This is a genomic window from Microbulbifer maximicatervae (SeqCode), from assembly GCF_052467955.1.
Genome location: NZ_CP174329.1, coordinates 4,385,525 through 4,404,322, shown reverse-complemented (window position 1 = coordinate 4,404,322; position 18,798 = coordinate 4,385,525). Strand labels below are relative to the sequence as shown.

General features: G+C 48.5%; 20 protein-coding genes. 11 read left to right on the top strand and 9 right to left on the bottom strand.

Annotation, left to right across the window (positions count from 1 at the left end; all coding sequences use genetic code 11):
- Positions 1 to 175 precede the first annotated feature (175 nt).
- Positions 176 to 1,306: an LPS export ABC transporter permease LptF gene (gene lptF, locus ACJJI5_RS19020; RefSeq protein WP_444894983.1), complete on the top strand. Its 1,131-nt coding sequence runs from the start codon at positions 176 to 178 to the stop codon at positions 1,304 to 1,306.
- Positions 1,299 to 2,360, top strand: coding sequence for an LPS export ABC transporter permease LptG (gene lptG / locus ACJJI5_RS19015; RefSeq protein ID WP_444935099.1), 1,062 nt, complete (start codon positions 1,299 to 1,301; stop codon positions 2,358 to 2,360). The genes lptF and lptG overlap by 8 nt, the downstream gene beginning before the upstream one ends.
- 13 nt (positions 2,361 to 2,373) lie before the next feature.
- Here the strand turns inward: lptG and ACJJI5_RS19010 are convergent, their stop codons facing one another.
- Positions 2,374 to 2,868: an RDD family protein gene (locus ACJJI5_RS19010; protein WP_444906181.1), complete on the bottom strand. Its 495-nt coding sequence runs from the start codon at positions 2,866 to 2,868 to the stop codon at positions 2,374 to 2,376.
- Positions 2,869 to 2,956: 88 nt separating this feature from the next.
- Positions 2,957 to 3,445, bottom strand: coding sequence for a hypothetical protein (locus tag ACJJI5_RS19005; RefSeq protein ID WP_413664649.1), 489 nt, complete (start codon positions 3,443 to 3,445; stop codon positions 2,957 to 2,959).
- 165 nt (positions 3,446 to 3,610) lie between these two features.
- On the opposite strand from ACJJI5_RS19005, the gene ACJJI5_RS19000 reads away from it, so the two are divergent.
- Complete coding sequence (locus ACJJI5_RS19000; RefSeq protein ID WP_413664650.1) at positions 3,611 to 3,763, top strand: hypothetical protein; 153 nt, start codon at positions 3,611 to 3,613, stop codon at positions 3,761 to 3,763.
- A gap of 26 nt (positions 3,764 to 3,789) precedes the next feature.
- On the opposite strand, the gene ACJJI5_RS18995 is transcribed toward ACJJI5_RS19000, so the two are convergent.
- Positions 3,790 to 4,479: a class I SAM-dependent methyltransferase gene (locus ACJJI5_RS18995; RefSeq protein ID WP_445354956.1), complete on the bottom strand. Its 690-nt coding sequence runs from the start codon at positions 4,477 to 4,479 to the stop codon at positions 3,790 to 3,792.
- Positions 4,480 to 4,563: 84 nt separating this feature from the next.
- Between ACJJI5_RS18995 and ACJJI5_RS18990 the strand changes: the two genes are divergently transcribed.
- Genes ACJJI5_RS18990 through ACJJI5_RS18975 form a run of 4 tightly spaced genes read left to right on the top strand, consistent with a single transcriptional unit; the run spans position 4,564 to position 7,916 of the window.
- On the top strand, positions 4,564 to 6,201 hold the full coding sequence (locus ACJJI5_RS18990; RefSeq protein ID WP_445354955.1) for a GMC family oxidoreductase: 1,638 nt from the start codon (positions 4,564 to 4,566) through the stop codon (positions 6,199 to 6,201).
- Positions 6,198 to 7,001, top strand: coding sequence for a putative RNA methyltransferase (locus ACJJI5_RS18985; protein WP_444906179.1), 804 nt, complete (start codon positions 6,198 to 6,200; stop codon positions 6,999 to 7,001). The genes ACJJI5_RS18990 and ACJJI5_RS18985 overlap by 4 nt, the downstream gene beginning before the upstream one ends.
- A gap of 35 nt (positions 7,002 to 7,036) precedes the next feature.
- On the top strand, positions 7,037 to 7,492 hold the full coding sequence (tadA, locus tag ACJJI5_RS18980; RefSeq protein WP_445354954.1) for a tRNA adenosine(34) deaminase TadA: 456 nt from the start codon (positions 7,037 to 7,039) through the stop codon (positions 7,490 to 7,492).
- Complete coding sequence (locus ACJJI5_RS18975) at positions 7,479 to 7,916, top strand: ion channel (RefSeq protein ID WP_192879377.1); 438 nt, start codon at positions 7,479 to 7,481, stop codon at positions 7,914 to 7,916. Before tadA ends, ACJJI5_RS18975 begins: the two co-directional genes overlap by 14 nt.
- Positions 7,917 to 7,927: 11 nt before the next feature.
- On the opposite strand, the gene ACJJI5_RS18970 is transcribed toward ACJJI5_RS18975, so the two are convergent.
- Positions 7,928 to 9,031 (bottom strand): glycosyltransferase family 25 protein, encoded by a 1,104-nt coding sequence (locus ACJJI5_RS18970; protein WP_445354953.1) that lies wholly within the window; start codon positions 9,029 to 9,031, stop codon positions 7,928 to 7,930.
- 280 nt (positions 9,032 to 9,311) lie between these two features.
- Here ACJJI5_RS18970 and ACJJI5_RS18965 point away from each other — a divergent pair, with 280 nt between their 5' ends.
- The gene (locus ACJJI5_RS18965) at positions 9,312 to 10,517 is read left to right on the top strand and encodes a multidrug effflux MFS transporter (RefSeq protein ID WP_445354952.1); all 1,206 of its coding nucleotides are present in this window, start codon (positions 9,312 to 9,314) and stop codon (positions 10,515 to 10,517) included.
- 100 nt (positions 10,518 to 10,617) lie between these two features.
- Here the strand turns inward: ACJJI5_RS18965 and ACJJI5_RS18960 are convergent, their stop codons facing one another.
- Positions 10,618 to 11,118, bottom strand: a complete 501-nt coding sequence (locus ACJJI5_RS18960; RefSeq protein WP_444914509.1) for a lactoylglutathione lyase family protein — start codon at positions 11,116 to 11,118, stop codon at positions 10,618 to 10,620.
- Between the two features lie 90 nt (positions 11,119 to 11,208).
- Here ACJJI5_RS18960 and ACJJI5_RS18955 point away from each other — a divergent pair, with 90 nt between their 5' ends.
- Complete coding sequence (locus ACJJI5_RS18955) at positions 11,209 to 12,078, top strand: LysR family transcriptional regulator (RefSeq protein ID WP_445354951.1); 870 nt, start codon at positions 11,209 to 11,211, stop codon at positions 12,076 to 12,078.
- Positions 12,069 to 12,944, top strand: a complete 876-nt coding sequence (locus ACJJI5_RS18950) for a nucleoside deaminase (protein ID WP_445354950.1) — start codon at positions 12,069 to 12,071, stop codon at positions 12,942 to 12,944. Before ACJJI5_RS18955 ends, ACJJI5_RS18950 begins: the two co-directional genes overlap by 10 nt.
- An 11-nt stretch (positions 12,945 to 12,955) precedes the next feature.
- Here ACJJI5_RS18950 and ACJJI5_RS18945 read toward each other — a convergent pair whose 3' ends face one another.
- Positions 12,956 to 13,858, bottom strand: a complete 903-nt coding sequence (locus ACJJI5_RS18945; RefSeq protein WP_413664659.1) for a LysR family transcriptional regulator ArgP — start codon at positions 13,856 to 13,858, stop codon at positions 12,956 to 12,958.
- Positions 13,859 to 13,988: 130 nt separating this feature from the next.
- Here ACJJI5_RS18945 and ACJJI5_RS18940 point away from each other — a divergent pair, with 130 nt between their 5' ends.
- Positions 13,989 to 14,609, top strand: a complete 621-nt coding sequence (locus ACJJI5_RS18940; protein ID WP_282933969.1) for a LysE/ArgO family amino acid transporter — start codon at positions 13,989 to 13,991, stop codon at positions 14,607 to 14,609.
- Between the two features lie 97 nt (positions 14,610 to 14,706).
- Here the strand turns inward: ACJJI5_RS18940 and ACJJI5_RS18935 are convergent, their stop codons facing one another.
- The 3 genes from ACJJI5_RS18935 to ACJJI5_RS18925 all read right to left on the bottom strand — a co-directional run bounded on the left by ACJJI5_RS18935 (position 14,707) and on the right by ACJJI5_RS18925 (position 18,720).
- Entirely contained in the window at positions 14,707 to 15,813 is a 1,107-nt protein-coding gene (locus tag ACJJI5_RS18935) for an acyltransferase family protein (protein ID WP_445354949.1), read from the bottom strand.
- Positions 15,814 to 15,990: 177 nt separating this feature from the next.
- Positions 15,991 to 17,157, bottom strand: coding sequence for a patatin-like phospholipase family protein (locus ACJJI5_RS18930; protein ID WP_445354948.1), 1,167 nt, complete (start codon positions 17,155 to 17,157; stop codon positions 15,991 to 15,993).
- 543 nt (positions 17,158 to 17,700) lie between these two features.
- Positions 17,701 to 18,720 (bottom strand): cytochrome-c peroxidase, encoded by a 1,020-nt coding sequence (locus ACJJI5_RS18925; RefSeq protein WP_445354947.1) that lies wholly within the window; start codon positions 18,718 to 18,720, stop codon positions 17,701 to 17,703.
- Between the last annotated feature and the right edge of the window lie 78 nt (positions 18,721 to 18,798).

Below are 18,798 nucleotides of genomic sequence, written 5' to 3'. Positions count from 1 at the left end.
AAAATCTGACAATAGATTGCATGCCTCAGGGCCGAGACATAGCAAGAATTTTTAGTGATAATGCGTCGCACAAGTTTAACCCGCCTGCTTATGGATTGCTGTACCCGGTGGGAAACTTACTCGTTATTGATTCAGATATCGTCACACCGCTGTCACCAAGGAATTTGTTCGCCCTGTGATTATTTTTCGCTATCTCTGCCGTGAGCTGATGCTTGTCACGCTGGCGGTCAGCGCAGTTTTGTTGTTAATTGTGATGAGTCTCCGGTTCGTGAAATATCTAGCCGAGGCTGCGACAGGTGATATTTCAGCGAATGTCCTACTTTCTTTGATGGGTTTCCGCTTGCCGGGGTTCCTGGAACTGGTTCTGCCAATGGGCCTGTTCGTAGGGATTCTTTGGGTTTATGGGCGCCTTTATATAGAAAGTGAAATGACGGTTCTGCACGCCTGTGGTTTCAGTGATTGGCGCTTGCTGGGTTACACAATGATTCCAGCTCTGATGCTGGCATTGGTGGTAGCCTCAATGAGTTTGTATTTCTCTCCGGCGGGTATGGAGCGTTCCACCAGTCTGTTGAATGCAGAAAAGGCGCGCAACGAATTTGATCATCTGGTACCAAAGAAGTTTGTGTCCTCTCAGGGCGGCCGTGCGGTTTACTACGCCGATGCGCTGAGCGAGGACAAGTCCACCATGCTGGGGGTGTTCCTGGCGGAGTTGGGGGGCGCGGAGGAGGAAACTGAGGCGGATCAGCAAGTTGTAATCCGTGCCCGTGAAGGCGTGCAGGAAATCGATCCCAAGACGGGGCTGCGCTACTTAGTATTACGCGACGGCTTTCGCTATGAAGGTGTTCCCGGAGAGCGGGAGTATCGCCAGATGAAATTTACTAGTTATTCTGTGATTCTTGAGGTGCCCCGAGAGCGCAGTCGCCAGCAGGACCAGATGGAATCGGCATCGACCTTGGACCTACTTGAGGGCGATACCCCCCAGGAGAAAGCTTATCTTTATTGGCGACTGAGCCTTCCGGTCCTGGTGTTAGTTGTAGCTATTTTGGCTGTGCCTCTGTCTCGTACAAATCCTCGCCAGGGGCGCTTTGCGAAGATGATCCCTGCCATTTTACTGTATATCACCTATTTGGTGATCCTACAGGGGTTAAGGGGGGCAGTTGAGGATGGCAAGATTGCTAATCCAGCAATGATCTGGTTGGTGCACCCACCTTTCGTTCTAATAGGTTTGTTATTGTTGGCGGGAAGAAGTTGGCGCAAGGCGCCACCCAAGCGGTTGCCCGGGGTGGAGGAGCTGCCAAATGAATAAGCTTGATCTGTATATCGCTCGCACAGTCTTAGTTTCAGTCGGTGCGGCTTTGTTGATTATCCTTGGCCTCACAGTCGTCTTTGCCCTAGTGGATCAGCTGGGAGACCTGAAGAAGGATTACGGGTTTATTGACGCAATCAAGTACGTTGCCTGGACATTGCCGGCGCGTATCTATGAACAGCTGGGCTTTTCCGCCCTGGTCGGGTGTCTGGTGGGACTGGGTTCATTGGCAGGTACCAGTGAGCTGACCGTTATGCGGTCTGCCGGAGTCTCAATCGGTCGGATTACCTGGGCGGTGATGAAGCCCATTATGCTGCTGATTTTACTGGGTTTGGGCCTGGCGGAATTTGTTATTCCCAAGACCAATGTAATTGCCGAGAGTGACAAAGCCCGGGCATTGGGTGAGCTGGAGGCGAGCGGTCTGGAAAGTGGCCTGTGGCTGAAAGACAGCGGCGAGTTTGTGCACTTCAACGCGGCGCTGCCGGATGGTGAGCTTTACGGTGTTACCCGCTACCACTTCGGTGCTGATCGAGAGCTGGAGCAGGTGGAGTTTGCTGAGCGCGGCCATTTTGACGGCAAGCGCTGGGAACTGGAGAATAGCCGCACGACTATCTTCACCGGTGAGCATACCGAGAGTGAGGCGTTACCTACGACCGAATGGAAGGCGGAGATTTCGCCAGAGTTATTCGCTTTGGTGGTGCCTTTGCCTGCGGATCTGTCACCGCGCAATCTGTGGGCTTACGGCAAATTCCTCGATCGCAAAGGTGAAGACTCCAGTCGCTACTGGTTGCAGTTCTGGAAAAAAGTATTGCAGCCTCTCACTATCGCCAGTCTGGTGATGGTGGCGATCTCCTTTATTTTTGGCCCTCTGCGGGAAGTAACCACCGGACTGCGTGTGTTTACCGGATTGGTGGTTGGCCTGGTGTTCCAGTTTGTCCAGGATATGCTGGGGCCATCTTCCCTGGTATTTGGCTTCCCGCCTTTCCTCGCGGTGCTGCTACCGATATTGCTGTGCTTTGGCGCGGGATGGTATCTACTGCAGCGGGCCCGTTAGGGCCCCTGGCCTTCTACTTTTTAGACTTCTTGGGAAGTACGCGCACCTCGGATTCGGAGATAAGGTCATGCCACGTGGCCTTGTCGGATCTGGCCCAGGCAGAGAAGTATCCGAGTCCCAAACAAGCAATAGACAGCGGCGCTACGATGGCGCGAAGAATACATTGGCGCCAAGTGAGCTGGGCTCCGTTTGGGCTCGCCAGCAGCAGACGCCAGGCGCGCATCCCCACAGTTTGACCCGCAGCCCTCCAGGACCAGAAGTAATACCCTACGATAACCGCTAGAGCGCCCAGCTGAAAGAATGGCCCGCTGACACAGGGGTTGTAGTCATTTGCCTCGGGCTGGCAGTTGAGGCCCACCACGGTAGAGGCAACCATCAGCGCGATAAAGCCGTAAACCACCAGTAGGCCCATCAGTATCAGCAGGTCGTAGAGCAGTGCGGCCAGGCGTGGACCCACCCCGGCAACAGGGAGTTCAGGAAAGGATTTGGGGGTGTTCGAGCTACTCACGGTTATCTCCGCCGGTTTTAAGTGGCGGAGATTCTAACAAACCTGTAAACGGGGAAGGAGTGGTAGCGCGCCTGAGTTCAGGGGCTCCCTAAAACTCCAGCTCAAAAGAGAACTTGAATTTGTCGTCGGACAGAGAGATGCCGTAGTCCACCGAGCTGCCAATCTTGCCCTCGTTGTTGGTGTACCTGAGCAAGCCTGTACGTGCGGCGCGAGAGTTCTGTGTCTTGTACGTTTCTAGACCCATTCGCAGGATTTTGGATAATGCCTTGCCACCTTTCAGGGGCTTAAACTTATCTGGATTGGTGTGCATCTGCAGCCACTGGTAATTCAGGCGTCGCTGTACGTTGCTCATACTATTGGTGCGCAAGTACTCGGCGGCCTGGACCAGTGCTTCGTTATCCATAGCAAATGCACTGTCGGAGAAAAACAGACTGCCGGATTCCATATTCAGGGTTTCATGGGAATCCGGGATAAATAACTCATCGGCAGAACAGACGCAGCACGCGGGCAGAAGAAATAGGCCAACGGTTTTTGGCACTAGTTGATTGGCGCTGAATCGGAAACTGCAGAGTAGCATTCTGTTTACCCCTGGGTGTCAACTTCTCATTTCGATGGCCGCAAGCGGTCGTTGAATTTATTATGGGTCACCCTTAACAAAGCATTTTTTCGAATTAATTAGGCGGCTGATGCAACTCCACTTACTGGACAGTCCGAAAAAGTCATCTCTTTCCTTGGAGGCCGCATGAAATGGATACTTTTTCATTTTTGTCTAAGTGGTCGCGAGCGTGAGCAGGAGCCCGCCAATGTTTTTTTATTATTGTTTTGGTATTTCTGTGCCAATGCTGATGAAAAAATTGTCTTGAATAGCTCCTCTTTCCACCGGATCGGGGCTTAGGTGCCAGGAAAGAGTTCCAAAATGCGCTACCGCAAAATTCTCCCACAAATAATCAGTGAGGATGGGGTAGGTTGGCTATCGGCTCTGGGTTCGTGAATCGCTTCTATGGCAAAGCTGTTGTCACGAAATAGCTGGACCCAACTTTCCAGGGTGCGGAAATACCAGGGAGCGGCCTCTTCAAAATCTCCCTCAATACCTTCCCAAGATCCCGGGCGCCATCCATCTCGATAGGGCTCATTACCGCAGGCTTGATGGGGGTGAAGAGTTTGGATGACAAAATACCCACCGGGCAGCATTAACTCGCGTGCATGACTGAATAGTTGCTCGACAGATTCCTTTCCGATGAGGGAGAAATTGCACACGATAAGTTCAAACTGCTGTTCCAGTTTTTCGGAGCAAATTTCTTCGTACTGCAATCGCCGGTAGGACTCATTGGCGCCTGCTCGAGCGCTGGCAATATCCACTAAATCTTTAACGCCATCGACACCACAGACTCGAATACCTTGCTCTGCCAGTTTTCTGCTGAGCCAGCCTTCACCGCAACCGATATCTAAAATGCTCGCAGGTTGGTACGCCATGATTGTGCTGACAATGGCGGCATCAGTGACCAGTCGGCGGCTGGGAATGGCGGCATTGTCTACTACTTTAGTCCACTCATGAGCATTCTTATGCCAGCAGGTGAGTACCTGATCATCACTGAATTCGGAATTGGGCATGCTTGGGTGACCTCCAGCCTGTCATTATTCACAGCTTGAGTGTACCGTCAGTGGACCATCCAGCTACAAAGGTGCTGAGGTCCCATGTCCACTCAAATGATTTTTGATTATGTGATCGTAGGTGCCGGCTCCGCCGGTTGTGTTTTAGCAAATCGGCTCAGTGCCGAAGAGCAGAATCGAGTTTGTCTTCTGGAGGCGGGTCCTAAAGACCGGAGCCCTCTGATCTCTATCCCTGTGGGTATTGGCGAGTTACTACCGGGAACTCGCTATAACCTACACCACCATACCACGCCACAAAAGCACCTGAATGACAGGAAACTGTTTTGGCCGAGGGGCAGGACCCTCGGGGGTAGTAGCTCTATAAATGCCATGGTTTATATCCGTGGCAATAGCGATGACTACGATGCCTGGGAAGCAGAGGGTAATCCGGGTTGGGGCTGGAAGGGGTTGTTGCCTTACTTCTTAATGTCGGAAGGCAATGAACGGGGTACTGATGCGCACCACAGTGGCTACGGCCCTCTGTCGGTCTCGGATTTAAAGTGGAAAACCCGATCGGGCCATGCTTTTTTACGCGCAGCTGAGTCCCTGGGACACCGGCCGAATAATGATTTCAATGGCAGCCAGCAAAATGGCGTGGGTTTTTACCAAGTAACCCAACGGCGCGGCCGCCGCTGCTCTGCGGCTACAGCTTATCTGCACCCAGTTTCCAGCCGCTCTAACCTGCATGTTCGTACCAACAGTCAGGTGGCGAGGATTATTCTCAGGGGAGAGAAAGCGACCGGCGTCGAATTGCTTGATGGCACTAAAATCCTGGCGAACAAGGAAGTGATTTTAAGTGCGGGTGCTATCCAGTCGCCACAGCTATTAATGCTGTCCGGTATTGGGGATCAGGACCAATTGCGTAAATCTGGAGTGACTTCGCAAGCGCATCTTCCCGGTGTCGGAAAAAACCTGCAGGACCACCTGGATATCATACAAGTAGTGGAAGCCTCTGAAGCGGTTAGCTTTTCCGAGGCACTATGGCCGAAGCTCCTCACCGCAATGCGCCTGCCAGAACTGATCTTTTTAAATAAAGGGCCCCTAACCAGCAATGTGGCCGAGGCGGGGGGCTTTGCCAGTTCCAGTCTGGCGGGGGGTAACCCGGATATTCAGTTCCACATGACGGCAGTCCCGACTTTCCAACACGGGTTTAATAAGCGCACTTGCTACGGTTACTCTCTTCACGCCTGTGCCCTGAGGCCTAAGAGTCGCGGTGAGATCACTCTGGACTCCACCGATCCACGCAAACTGCCCAGAATTGAACCCAACTACCTGAGTGAGCCCGAGGATCTGCAGGTAATGGTGGAGGCATTTGAAATGGCACAGGATATCCTCGCCCAGGAGGAACTGAGCCGCTACAAGAAAAAGTCCTTGCGCCCAGAGCAGAAGTTGAGTGATAGAGAGTCAATCATCCACTATATTCGCCAGCATGCAGAATCCATCTACCATCCGATAGGTACCTGTCGAATGGGGAGTGATGAATTGGCTGTAGTGGACAGCGAGCTAAAAGTACACGGTGTGGATGGACTGAGGGTTGTGGACGCCTCCATAATGCCCACCCTGATCAGTGGCAATACCAATGCGCCTGTGATCGCTATTGCGGAGAAGGCGGCAGAATTGATTATGCAGCGGTCTTCGCGCTCGTTTGTAAAAGAGAATAGACACACTCAGGAAGTTGAATGATTTGGCAATGCCCGCTTTGTGCTGCCCCCTTAACTTTAGGAAAAGATACTTGGCACTGTACCAATCGACATAGTTTTGATCGCGCGCGTGAGGGCTACGTCAATTTGTTGCCCGTTTATCGCAAGCGCCGCAAAGATCCTGGTGACTCTTCGGAGATGCTTCACGCGCGGCGGCGCTTTCTTCACGCCGGTTACTATCGGCCTTTGGTTGATAGTATTTCGGCGCTCTTGCCCTACAAGCCTGGCCGCCGTTTACTGGATATCGGTTGTGGTGAGGGGTATTACCTGCGGGAGCTTGAGTCCGCTGGCTGGCATGGTCACGGCCTTTCCGGTATCGACATTTCAAAATCCGGCGTGCGAATGGCGGCCAAGCGCGACAGTGGCGCCCAGTTTGTGGTTGCCAGCAATGTAAATTTGCCAGTGGTCTCGGAGTCGGTGGATAACCTGCTGAAGATCTTTGCCCCAGCCCCCGATCATGAAATGGAGCGGGTAATCAAAACCGGTGGCCATTTGGTAGATGTATCCCCTGGCCCCGATCACTTGTGGTCACTAAAGAAGTACCTCTATAAAGAGCCGCGTAAACATCCCGCACCAAAAGTGATTGAGAAGTTGACCCCGGAAGTCGATATGCGTTGCTGTTTCCCTTTCGTATTGAAGGGCAAGCAGGCCATTTCAGATTTTCTCGCTATGACGCCTTTTGCCTGGAAGGGCAACCGTGAAGAACGGCAGAAACTCGAAGAGCGCGACAGCCTGGAGCTGGAAGCGGACTTTGTTATTCGTCGTTTTATTAAACATAAATAACAGGCATTTGATAGTAGAGGTAATAGAGCAGCGTTATGGCGACTCCCAGAGACTTTGGATTTATGCGGCGAGCCCTGGAGCTTGCACAACTCGCTGCTGAGCGCGGTGAAGTGCCGGTGGGTGCGGTTTTGGTCCAGGATGGAAAAATCATAGGGGAGGGCAGTAATCGCCCGATTGGGAATTGTGATCCCAGTGCCCATGCGGAAATCGTAGCCCTGCGGCAAGCGGCAGATAAACAACAAAACTACCGCCTGCCAAACACCACTTTATATGTGACGATTGAGCCCTGTACTATGTGCTTTGGCGCAATGGTACATGCGCGGGTAGGGCGGCTGGTATACGGCGCTACCGAACCTCGGGCCGGTGTTGTTGAGAGCCAGCTGGAATTGGCACAAGCCAACTTTTTCAATCACAAGATTACGGTGGAGTCGGGAGTCATGACGGAAGAGGCAAGCAATTTAGTGCGCGAGTTCTTTCATGATCGACGCTGATCTGGCATTTGCTTTTGTGGTGAATTCAATAGTTGTCGCCACCGTCGTCCTGATACACCACGAAGTATTGAGTGCCCTTGCCCGGATTGGCCGCTGGATTCCGATCAAGCATAACCTGGCGATTGTCCTGGGGGTGTTTGGCGCTTTGATCGCCCACGTGGCTGAAATATGGCTGTTTGCCTATTGCTACTACTTTATGGTGAATTCGCCTTATTTTGGTACTTTGGTGGGCAACTTTAATGGCAGCCTGTTGGACTGCGCCTATTTCTCATTCACCACTTATACCTCACTGGGTTTCGGTGATATTGAGCCTCTGGGGCACCTGCGTTTTACCGCTGGCCTTGAAGCCCTTACGGGACTGGTGATGATTACCTGGACTGCTTCTTTTATGTTTTTAAAAATGCAGCGTTATTGGGAGAATTGATCGCAGGGTTCTTAAGATTTAATTCGCGCCGTACGCCCTGTGCGTTGTGTGGGTTTTTCTGCTGGATAGAACTCTTTTGAGTGGAGCCTTAAATAAAAGTGCCTGCCCACACTGCGCCAGAGTTTTCCGAAAGGGTGCAGCCAATAGAGCCACCGGGCGACTTTCGTGCGGTGGATATTGGATTTAACAATATTGGAGATGTGTGCGTTTTCCCACAGAAGGTGGGGCTCAACGCCATACAGTTTTAGATCAAATTGCCAGAAGTGATCGAATACCTTGTCGATGGGTTCGAAAATACGGCTGGCATATTTTAAGACTTTTTCCATACCGCGCCGGTTAATCAAATATCCCTGTGCCCCACACCACCCCCGCTCTGGACGCACTAACTGATGAACACCGTCATTCAAGGTTTGCGCGACTTTTCGCTTGCGGACTTTAAGTCCCATCAGTCGAATCATCTCGATATTTTCAGGGAGTTGCTCTAACTCCGCTAAGACGCGGCCAAATGAGGGCTCTAGCTGTACATCATCTTCCAGAATACAGACCCGGTCCAAGCCGGAGCGGTATGCCCGGCGAATTGCTCTCAAGTGGGCGAGATAGCATCCAATCTCGGAGCTTTTGAGTTCGCACAAGTGGCGCCACCGGGTGACGTTACTCGCGATATGCTCATTATCTTCCAGTTCCGGAATGCCTGAGCGCCCATCAATCCCCCCAATCGTGTTGATATGTAGTCGCTGCATTTTCCCGGCGCTGAGTAATAGATCAACGTCATCACTGTTTGGTTGCAGAGTGATAATCCAACAGGGAGTATTGGCGATATAGGGTCGCTGACGGTGGCTGCGCGGGGTAATTGGGCGTCTGGAGCTTAAAGGGAGGCGGCGACGTTGTCTTGTTGGTGGGGAAAGCGGGTTCCGCTTGGGCTTGTGGCTGGTCGTAGCCAACAGGCCAGGTAAGAATTCCTGAGCTACCACAGTTGCTAGAATGACAGGGCTTTTCCACCAAGAGGCGCTGAAGAAGAGCCGGGCACCACAGGAGCCTCCTGGACGCTTGGAGGTCAGGGCTGAAACACCTTTAGTTATACCGTCTTCAGGCGGTATAGAAGCGTCATGGGCCATTAACTCCCCTGATCTTATGGTCCTAAGTTAAGTTGCTACGATTGAAGGTTAAGGTTTGACCTGTCAGTCCGAAAAGGATGAGGGAACTTACTCCTGAGGTGGAAGGAAAGAATACACCGCACTCGAGACACGCCGTGAATACATCCCTGTAAGTTCCTAATCGGCATCCATGCCTCATAGGGTCGCAAGCGCGGTGTATTCTTTCCTTCTCCCTTTTTAGTAATTGTGAGAGGTGTCTTGTAGAGGTGCCAAGGTGGAGTTGGCTCAATAGGGACTGTGGATGAACTCAGGCTTTATAAAAATGGCGTTGATCCTGGGGCTTTTGAGCTCTGTCGGTCCTATGGCCATTGATATGTATCTGCCTGCATTGCCTGCGATGACAAAGGACCTCGACACCTCAACCCAGGTCGCGTCCTATACGCTGATGGCTTATTTTATTGCGTTCGGGGTGTGTCAGATTTTTTATGGCCCCGCTTCCGATATGTTTGGCCGCAAACCGCCGCTCTATTTTGGTTTGCTGGTTTTTACTTTCGCATCTATTTGCTGTGCCCTTGCTACCACTATCGAGTGGTTGATTGCCTTTCGTTTCCTACAAGGGGTGGGTGCCGCTTCGGTAATGTCGATTCCCCGAGCAATAATTCGAGATTCTTATACGGGTACTCAAGCAACTCGCCTTCTTACGACAGCAATTCTTGTCCTTTCAATTTCTCCTATGTTGGCGCCATTAATTGGTAGTCTGCTATTAATTTCGTTTGGTTGGCGCAGCATATTTTGGGGGATATCCATTGCTACTTTTTTAAGTCTGATACTTGCTATTACGAGCCTTCGCGAAACCTTACCAATGAATAAGCGCATACCATTTAAAATAGGTGCGCTGCTTGAGTCTTATTCGATATTGCTGCGTGATCCCATCTATATAGGGCTTACTTGTATAGGAGGGTTTGGTTTCGCCAGTGTACTTGCTTTTTTTGCGGCAGCTTCATTCTTATATACGAATTACTACGGATTGACCCCAACCGAATTTAGTCTCGCCTTTGCTCTAAATGCGCTTAGTTTCTTCCTGTCGAGTCAATTTTCGGCAAATTTTGGTGCCCGTTTAGGGATGGTGAAGCTGGTGAAGTGGGGTGTGACTGGATTTGTAATAAGCTCGGTGACTATGTATTTAGTGATAGAGGCCGGTTTTGATCATCTCGTACTACTGATATGCATGCTTATTGTATGTAATATGTTTCTTGGTTTGGTTCTTCCTACGGCATTTATTCTTTCCATGGAAAGACATGGCCCTATAGCGGGAACGGCTTCTGCCCTGGCTGGTACTATGCAGTTGTCAATCGGGGCTGTAGCTATCCTGATAACCAGTTTGGTTTTTAATGGAACACCAGAATCGCTTGCTGGGGTAATTGCGGTGTGTGGAATTTTGGCCTTTGTTGTTTCCTGGTTGGTTTTGCGTAATGTAGTCAGCATCACAGCAGACCAGAGCGATTGAGTAATACCAAAATAAATTAGGGAGCCTCTGAATAACTCCGTGCCGGCATTTCACTCAGCATCGTTCGAATGATGCTGAGTGAACTCTGGAGTACTTATTATCAGTAGGCACCAGCACTGTAGATCAGCTCATAGCTGTGGCTGTAAATTTCCAGAATATTGCCAAAAGGATCTTCCATATAAATCATGCGATAAGGCTTTTCGCCGGGGTAGTAATAACGGGGCTCCGGCATACGTTTTTTACCACCGGCCGCTACAATCTTATCCGCCAGTTCTTCCAGGTTGGGATCTTGCACACAGAAGTGAAAGATACCGGTTTTCCAGTATTCAAAGTTATCTTCTGGGTTTTCCTGATTGCTAAACTGGAATAGTTCTACGCCAATCCTGTCCCCTGTCGACAAGTGAGCAATACGGAAACTACCCCAGTTTGGGCCAAATACGTCGGTGCACATTTCACCGATAGCGCTTTTGTCCTCTGTGATATCTGTGGGCTTCATAATCAGGTACCAACCAAGTACCTCTGTGTAAAACTTCACAGCCTCTTCAAGGTTCGGCACTGAAATACCGATATGAGAAAAGGTTCTCGGGTATGCGCTACTCATAGCTGTCTCCTTTGTTGAATGCGGTTAAGTTACAGCCTCCAATTCATTACGTATAATTATCATTTGTAATATTTTTAAGTAGCGTTCGTAATGATAAATCCAGTGTGGTTAAGAAGCTTCTGTACTTTAGCTGAAGAGGGGCACTTCACTCGTACGGCGGATCGCTTGCATATGACTCAGTCTGGGGTCAGCCAGCATATACGCAAGTTAGAGGAGCACTTAGGTGTCGCTCTGTTAGTTAGACAGGGTAAACACTTCACGCTCACGGATGCTGGTGATCGGCTCTACCGGGAAGGGCAGGGGATTATTCAGAAGCTTGCCAGCCTGGGGCAAATTGTTGGTGAAGACCCTCCCCACCATGGGGATGTGCGAGTAATGTGCCCCGGGAGTGTGGGGCTGAAGCTCTACCCCAAGTTGTTGTCCCTGCAGAAAATCCATCAGGGTTTATCGATGAGCTGCCGTTTCGCTCCCAACCTGGATGTAGAGAAGGCCATTGCGGAAAACGGCGCTGATATTGGATTAATGACTAGCCCGCCACAAGCAGAGGAGCTTGATAGTCGGCCGATCGCCAGTGAAAGGTTGTTGCTAGTGACGCCGGCTGAAGTGAAAACCCCTGATTGGGAGTCGCTTTTAGCGCTGGGGTACATAGGCCATCCAGACGGTGTACACCATGCGAGTCTATTATTGGGAGCAAACTTCCCACAATTTAGAAGTCTCGAAGCTTTTCAACAAAAAGGGTTTTCTAACCAGATCAGCTTAATACTGGAGCCCGTCAGTATGGGATTGGGCTTCACAGTTTTACCGGCCTATGGGGTAAATGCATTTCGTAAGCCGAAGTTGATCAAGGCTCATAGCCTTGAAACTCCCGTTAGTGAGACACTTTATTTGGCGCTAAGGCGGACTCAACCTGTACCTGCGAGAGTCAGGTTTATTATTGGTGAAATGGAGAAATGGCTTTAATCGGGCTCCTGAGTATTAAAAAGCTTAACGGTTATGATAAAAATACCGGGCTATTTCGCTCCCTGTTATTTTTTGCTCTATCACAACTCTCTCTTGTGGGAATAGCTAAAGCCGAGAGTGTTAAGGATGAGCAAGATAAGATACTGATGTTGTTGGCTTACTCTTTAGTATTCCAGGACTGGGTCAGGCCTACTGATAAAAATAAAAGAGGCCATAATATTGGTGCGGTTTTATTTGACAGTGATGCTAAGCGAATAGTTGGGGTTCAATTAAATTCAGTTATACGCTGCAATGATAAGACTCAACATGCCGAAGTGCGTTTAATGCAGCAGTGCCTTGCTGAGAAATGTCTCGGGCCGAAAACAAAAAATTTTATCCATACCACTGTTACAGTTTACACATCATTAGAGCCCTGTATGATGTGTAGCGGCATGATGATTTTTTTAGGGGGATCAAGAGTAGTATATGGCCAGGCCGATCCAGATTATGGTCAAAGCATTGAGCGGCTACAACAAGCATATAGCAAAAACTGCGGCATAAAAAATTCTCAGTGTATCGTGGATAAACCCGGAAATTATTTCACTCGCCGTATAATTTCAGAACCGTCAAAGCTGATACAAAAAGAGAAGTTAGATGGAGCTTATTTTGCTTATGAACTACAGCATGAGGACAGTATTATTGGGTTTCTATTGAGCGATGAAACCAAAAAAATTTATAAGTCCTCCTATCTTGAATTCAAAAGTCTAGATGTAAGGCATAAGGAAAATCAACTAATATATCATCAAGCACTGTCAATATTAGAACAGCTGGAAAATGGCGAACTGCAGCTGGATTACTGTCCATACTGGCAGTTGCACCATCACTAATTATTCGAGAACTACTGACTCAGAGCTTTTCGAGCATGCTCTGTGAGGTTGATAGTGATCTCTTTAATCAATTTCGATTTTAAGTTCCAAACATGCCAGTAAAGAGGAATCTTCAAATACTGGTCTTCAGCGAGTTTCACCAACTTTCCACTTTTTAGCAGGCTGGCGATCTGAATATCTGGCGCCATTCCCCAACCCAGCCCCAGAGTTAAGAAACTGAGGAAGCTCTTTGAAGAGGGGATTTCATGAGATGGGTACTGACCAGTCTCCACTCCCCAAAACTGTTTAAGGTAACGACTCTGCAATTGATCCTTATAGTTGAACTCCACTGTGGGAGCGTAGTGGAGCTCTTCAACCTTAATCGGGTCTGAAAAAAACTTCTTTTTGAAGGCCTTAGTGCATACCGGGTAATAGGCCATATGACCGAGCAGTACCGATTGGCAGCCCTGGAGGTTACTGGTTGTTGAACTGATACAGCCAATGACTTCACCATTCTTCAGCAGTTCATGGGTAGCGTCCTGGTCGTCGACCTTTAGATCCACGAGCAACTGCTGGGACCGAATCAATGGTGTGATGGCGGCTAGGAACCAGGTGTCCAAGCTATCTGCATTCAGTGCGATCCGAACCTTATTCTGGTTGCTATAGCGAGTCTTGCCCCCCTCTGGATCTATATCAGTGAGAAGCTCTTGCTGTAACAAGTGCATTTGCTGGTAGTACCCCAGCACTTTGAGGCCGGCTTCAGTGGGCCGCAAAGGGTTGGAGCGTATCAATAGGGCTTGGCCAACCTGGCTTTCTAAGGCTTTGATTCGTTGGGAAATCGCAGACTGGCTGACATGGAGTAGGGCGGCAGCCTTGTCAAAACTGCGCTCCTCTACGACAAAGGCAAAGGCTTGGAGTTGCTTTAGGTCTAGCATAAGAATTTCTTATGAGGGATCAGTATAATTAAGTTTACTTATTCTAGTTTGACTCTTAATCTCGCGCCACTATTCAGGCCCGCAGCCCTGCGGGCACTTCCAAATTAGAGAATGAAGCACAGGAGGCATCGTGTTTTCAGGGTTGTTGCTGGCGCCGCTCGCAAAAGGTTTTTTGACTACCATCAGTTTGATTATGGCGATCGGAGCGCAGAATGCGTTTCTGCTGACGCAGAGTATCCGTCGACAATATCACTTTAGTATCGCGGCTTTATGCGTACTGATGGATATTGCCTTGATTACAGGTGGTGTGTTCCTGGTTGCAAATCTCGCACAAGCGGGTGGCGACTGGATGATCTGGCTGACCTGGCTCGGCGCTGCTTTCCTGTTCTCCTACGGTGCCATGGCTTTCCGTTCGGCCTTCACTAACAAAGGTCTTGGAGAGCAAAAAGAGTGGATGAAATCCCGCCGTTCTGCCTTGATTACTGCGGTAGCCTTAACCCTGCTTAATCCACACGCGTATGTGGACACGGTTGTGCTGATCGGCTCAGTAGGGGCGCAGTATGCAGGTAATGGAACCTGGTTTTTTGTGCTGGGGGCGTGTAGTGCATCCCTGTTATGGTTCACCCTTCTCTCTGTGGGTGGCAGCATGATGCAGCCGCTATTTAAGAACCCGAGAACTTGGCAGGTACTCGATGTACTGGTGGGCATTATGATGTGGACCATTGCTATCAGCTTGTTGTGGGCGCAGTAGACGCCCGATAACAGCTGCTAAAAATAGCTGTAGACTGATAAGTCTACGGCTATTTTTTTGCTTCCTGGCCCCTAACTTATTCCGATAGTTTTCCACACTAACTCCCCCTTAATATTTCCCCTGACCTGTTTAACCCGTCGTTTCGATCGCTCAAAAAGCGCCCAAATTGCATGCAGGGCCTCTCCACCAGCCAATAAATGGCTGCCGCCAAAGCGAAGCTAAGTAGTGTTACTGCCACGAGCAACGTGGATAGAGAAATACTTGTAAGCCCTTGTCCCCAAGGTTGGCTTATGGCCCAGCTGACGAGAAAGACCACGATTAAATGAAACAGGTAAATGGAATAGCTGATAGTCCCCAGAGCGGCTAAATGTCGTATTGGCTTTGGTGGAAGTAATACAAAAACGAGGAAGATAGCTAAAGCGATGAAATGAGATGATACAAAGCGGAGGGGAGTTTCGCTGATCGACCTACCTAATAGGTGCATGGCCATAACGAGTAGTGGTATCGAGAAAGTCGAAACCAGGCCCCAAAGCATATAACGATAACCACGCCTTGTTTCGTAGCAATACCTGAGTAGGGTTCCGCAGAACATAACTGCGATAGCAAAGGGGAGGTATGTAGTGGTGGCGGGAAGCTGGGAAATTGGAGTGGATGATTGCCCTAAAAGTTGCATGCTGACAAATACCGATAGTGCCCCCCAGCACACTAAGAGTAGATATCTGGGATTCCCTAGTAGTCGAAGAGTGAACATCAGTGCGCAGAGGCAGTAAAAAAGCAGCTCTGCAGTGAGAGTCCAATATAGAATCTGAACACTTTCAAACCCCATTAGGCCTTGCAGCATTGTGGTATTGGCAAGAATAGTAGATGCAGAGAATGTTCGGTCAGCGAGCAACCATGTAAGTCCGATAATTGCAGTCAGAGATAACCAGTAAGCGGGATACAAGCGGAAGAAGCGGCGGATAGCAAAGCTCTTGAGAGTACGGTTAGATGCAAGAAGACTGTGGGGAATGACAAAGCCGGATATTAGGAAAAAGCAAAGTACACCTATCCGGCCAAAATCCAGTTGACTGATAAATTCAGCCAGTGCCGAGCCGTGCTGGGCGATGGATGGGTTGCGGATAAATACTTCACTACTGTGTTGCCAGACAACCAAAGTTGCAGCTAGCCCCCGTAGCACATCGAGATTAAGAAGGCGTGTGTTCATTACCGATGGACCATACCCTTGGTCAGTGTACTTTTATTCCGCCCAGAATATGATAACTATGCCTCTTGCAAAAGCCTGAGAGCTGAGAATTGTCAAGAAGAAAGGTAATAGTTGTCTGTATTTGCTGTGTACTAGTCTAGACCCAAGCATCTTAGTGATGATTGATTAACGGTAGCGCTATCCATTTTTTTTGAGCCTCTCGACGACTTGATCAATCTCGGCTTTATTCTCCCTGATAAGTCTGTCTGATAAAACTTTTAGCTTATTACTTGCCTTGTAGTCAAACGGGTCAACATATGGATTTACAAGTTCAACATTGAAATAGTTATAATTAATCCGTCCCTCAGGAGTGAGAGATTTCGCAATTTCCAGTGTATATAACTGTTGATTATCCATAGACCTTTGTACGTTTGAAATTAGGTCTTGGATCCAGTTAATTTGCCCCCAGTTTTTTAGGCTTCTGTAGTCAGTTTCCGTGGTAGCTAGTGGTTGCGTGCCAGCCCCAAGGACTAGTACATAATAGTTTTTTCCGGGGAACTCCCTGATAATATCACGTAATACAATACTGGTGGGATTGTTAGCGTCTACGCCAGCATCGGCATAATACTGATGATGTATGTCTTGTCCGGTAGTCATAAAATCGACGGGGGGGAATACTGTTTCCGCGCTAGCTGCGGCTGTAACTAATTGGTAGAGTGTATTGGTGGGTAGCTTAGTAATTGCCTCGCCACGATTTTTGAATAAGTTGAGTTGGCCGGAGTGAATATTGAGGGAGGGGATGATGACGTAGTTTTTCAGGCTCGTAAATTTTAATTTGTCAGTGAAATTTTTTTCCATGGTTTCGCTTAAGCGCTCACCGCTAAAGCGGGGGGAGATAAAACCATTGAAGGTTAGTAATTTGTGATACCAAGGTACGGAGAATACGTATCTGCTATCTTTTTTATAAATATTAATGATTTTATCACTTTGAGATTTTAGGTTTTCAGTTCCTGGGTGATCATCTTCAAATGATTTTTGGGTCACATTGAGACCAGTAGCGATGATGGCACCAGTGGATACTCCACTAAAGACATCAAACAATTCATCAATAGATTTGCCGGTCTGCTCTTCGATATGTTGAATAACATAGAGTGGTATCAAACCACGTATTCCACCGCCATCTATGATAAGGATGTTGATAGTATCTTTGTCTTTAAGGGAAGCATTACTTTTGATGAACTCTTTTGTAACAGGGTGGGCATCAAACCGAATACTTTGGGTCAGTCGGTAGTTGTAGACGTACACCAAGCCTAAAAACGCTATGATAATTAGTATGGTGAAGGCTGACGCTAGCCGAAGTTTCATTGCTCTGCCTATACTCTAAACCTTAATACAGAGAGTGTGGCAAAGTAGATAAGTTTTATTTCTTTGCGTTATTTAAAAGATACTAAAGGCTGTTTTATTGTCTTGTTTTTGGGTTGTGGCAAGGAATCAAGCAGTATGAGCGGTTTTTATCTGTAAGAGGGGGGCGTAATTTCTATTCTCTGAGGCTCTTGCGGGAAATTTCACTATCTTTATAGCGAAAAGCACATAAAGTAATCTGATGACTGAAAGCCCAGGTAGTGAACAGTAATTTAATGGAACTCTCCCAAGTCGGTGGCTGAAGCCTGCACATTTCCCTAGGATTTCAATTTACTGGCTTGATATAAGTATTGGTGGAGCGCTAAATATTATAAGCTGGTCGGCAATCAGGAAACCATTTAGTCTACTGGATGCTGTCTCTGAGCGTGGTTTAAACACAAAGTAACCGCAGGGTTGAATGGTTAATGAGCTAGTGACTGGGAACCCGTGAGCTTAGCCAAAATTGATTAGAGTGAAAGGGGCCCACCCCGAAGGGTGGGAAATATTTTAATGAGCTTGATGTTCTAAAGCGTTTAGGAAAGTTGCAATATCATTTATCTGTTGTGTGCTCAATTTCTGTCCCAATTGGTACCAAGCCATATCGTAAATTGCCTGCTCAATGGTTTCTACACGCCCGTCGTGGAAGTAAGGAGCGCTTCTGCTTACGTCGCGTAACATTGGAACTTTAAACATCATTTTATCGTTTTCAAGGCCTGTAACTTTATAACGACCTAAATCTTCCTGGTGTGGATATTGGTTGACCAGCCCCATCTTCTGGTACATGTTTCCACCCAAGGTTGCACCATTGTGGCATGCTGAACAACCAGTGTTGATAAAGGTTTGCAGGCCCTTTAACTCACTTTGTGTCATAGCCTGATCATCACCATTTATAAAATCATCAAAACGATCATTTGTAATCAGTGTGCGCTCAAACGCAGCTATGGCCTGAGCAATATTGTCGTAAGAGATAGCATTCTCTTTACCAAAGGCGTGTTTGAAACTTTCTTGATATTCGGCAATTTTTGAAATCTTTGCCTCAACAGCCTCTTCTGAAGGCATTCCCATCTCTACAGGGTTTAGAATTGGACCTTTGGCCTGTTCCTTCAGGTCCTCTGCGCGACCATCCCAAAATTGAGCCACTTGGAATCCGGAATTCCAGACCGTTGGAGAGTTTCGATCACCCTTGGTGCCAGGTAAAGCTCCCGGTGATGTCGCTTCATTGTCGACACCCGAGCCGTTGTAGTTCCCTACTTGATGGCAGCTGTTACAAGACTGGCTATCATTGACTGAAAGCCGTTTGTCCATGAACAGTGTTCTTCCAAGCTCAACCATCGCTGGGGTGTCATTTTCACTGCCTGGCATAGTTTCTGAGAGAGTGCCGAACATAATTTTTGATTGTTGACGTAATTGATTTATATCAACTTCGGCCGTTGCCGGTACAGTTGTTGATAGCAAGCTTGCTACCGCTATCAAGCCGCCAATGATTGGAAGCTTGAGATCTCTTTTCGAAAAAATTTTCTTAATCACTTTGGTATCTCTCCCACATCTCAAAAAACAATGACAACTAACCTATTTTTAATCAAAGCTAGGCGGCGCCACTATATA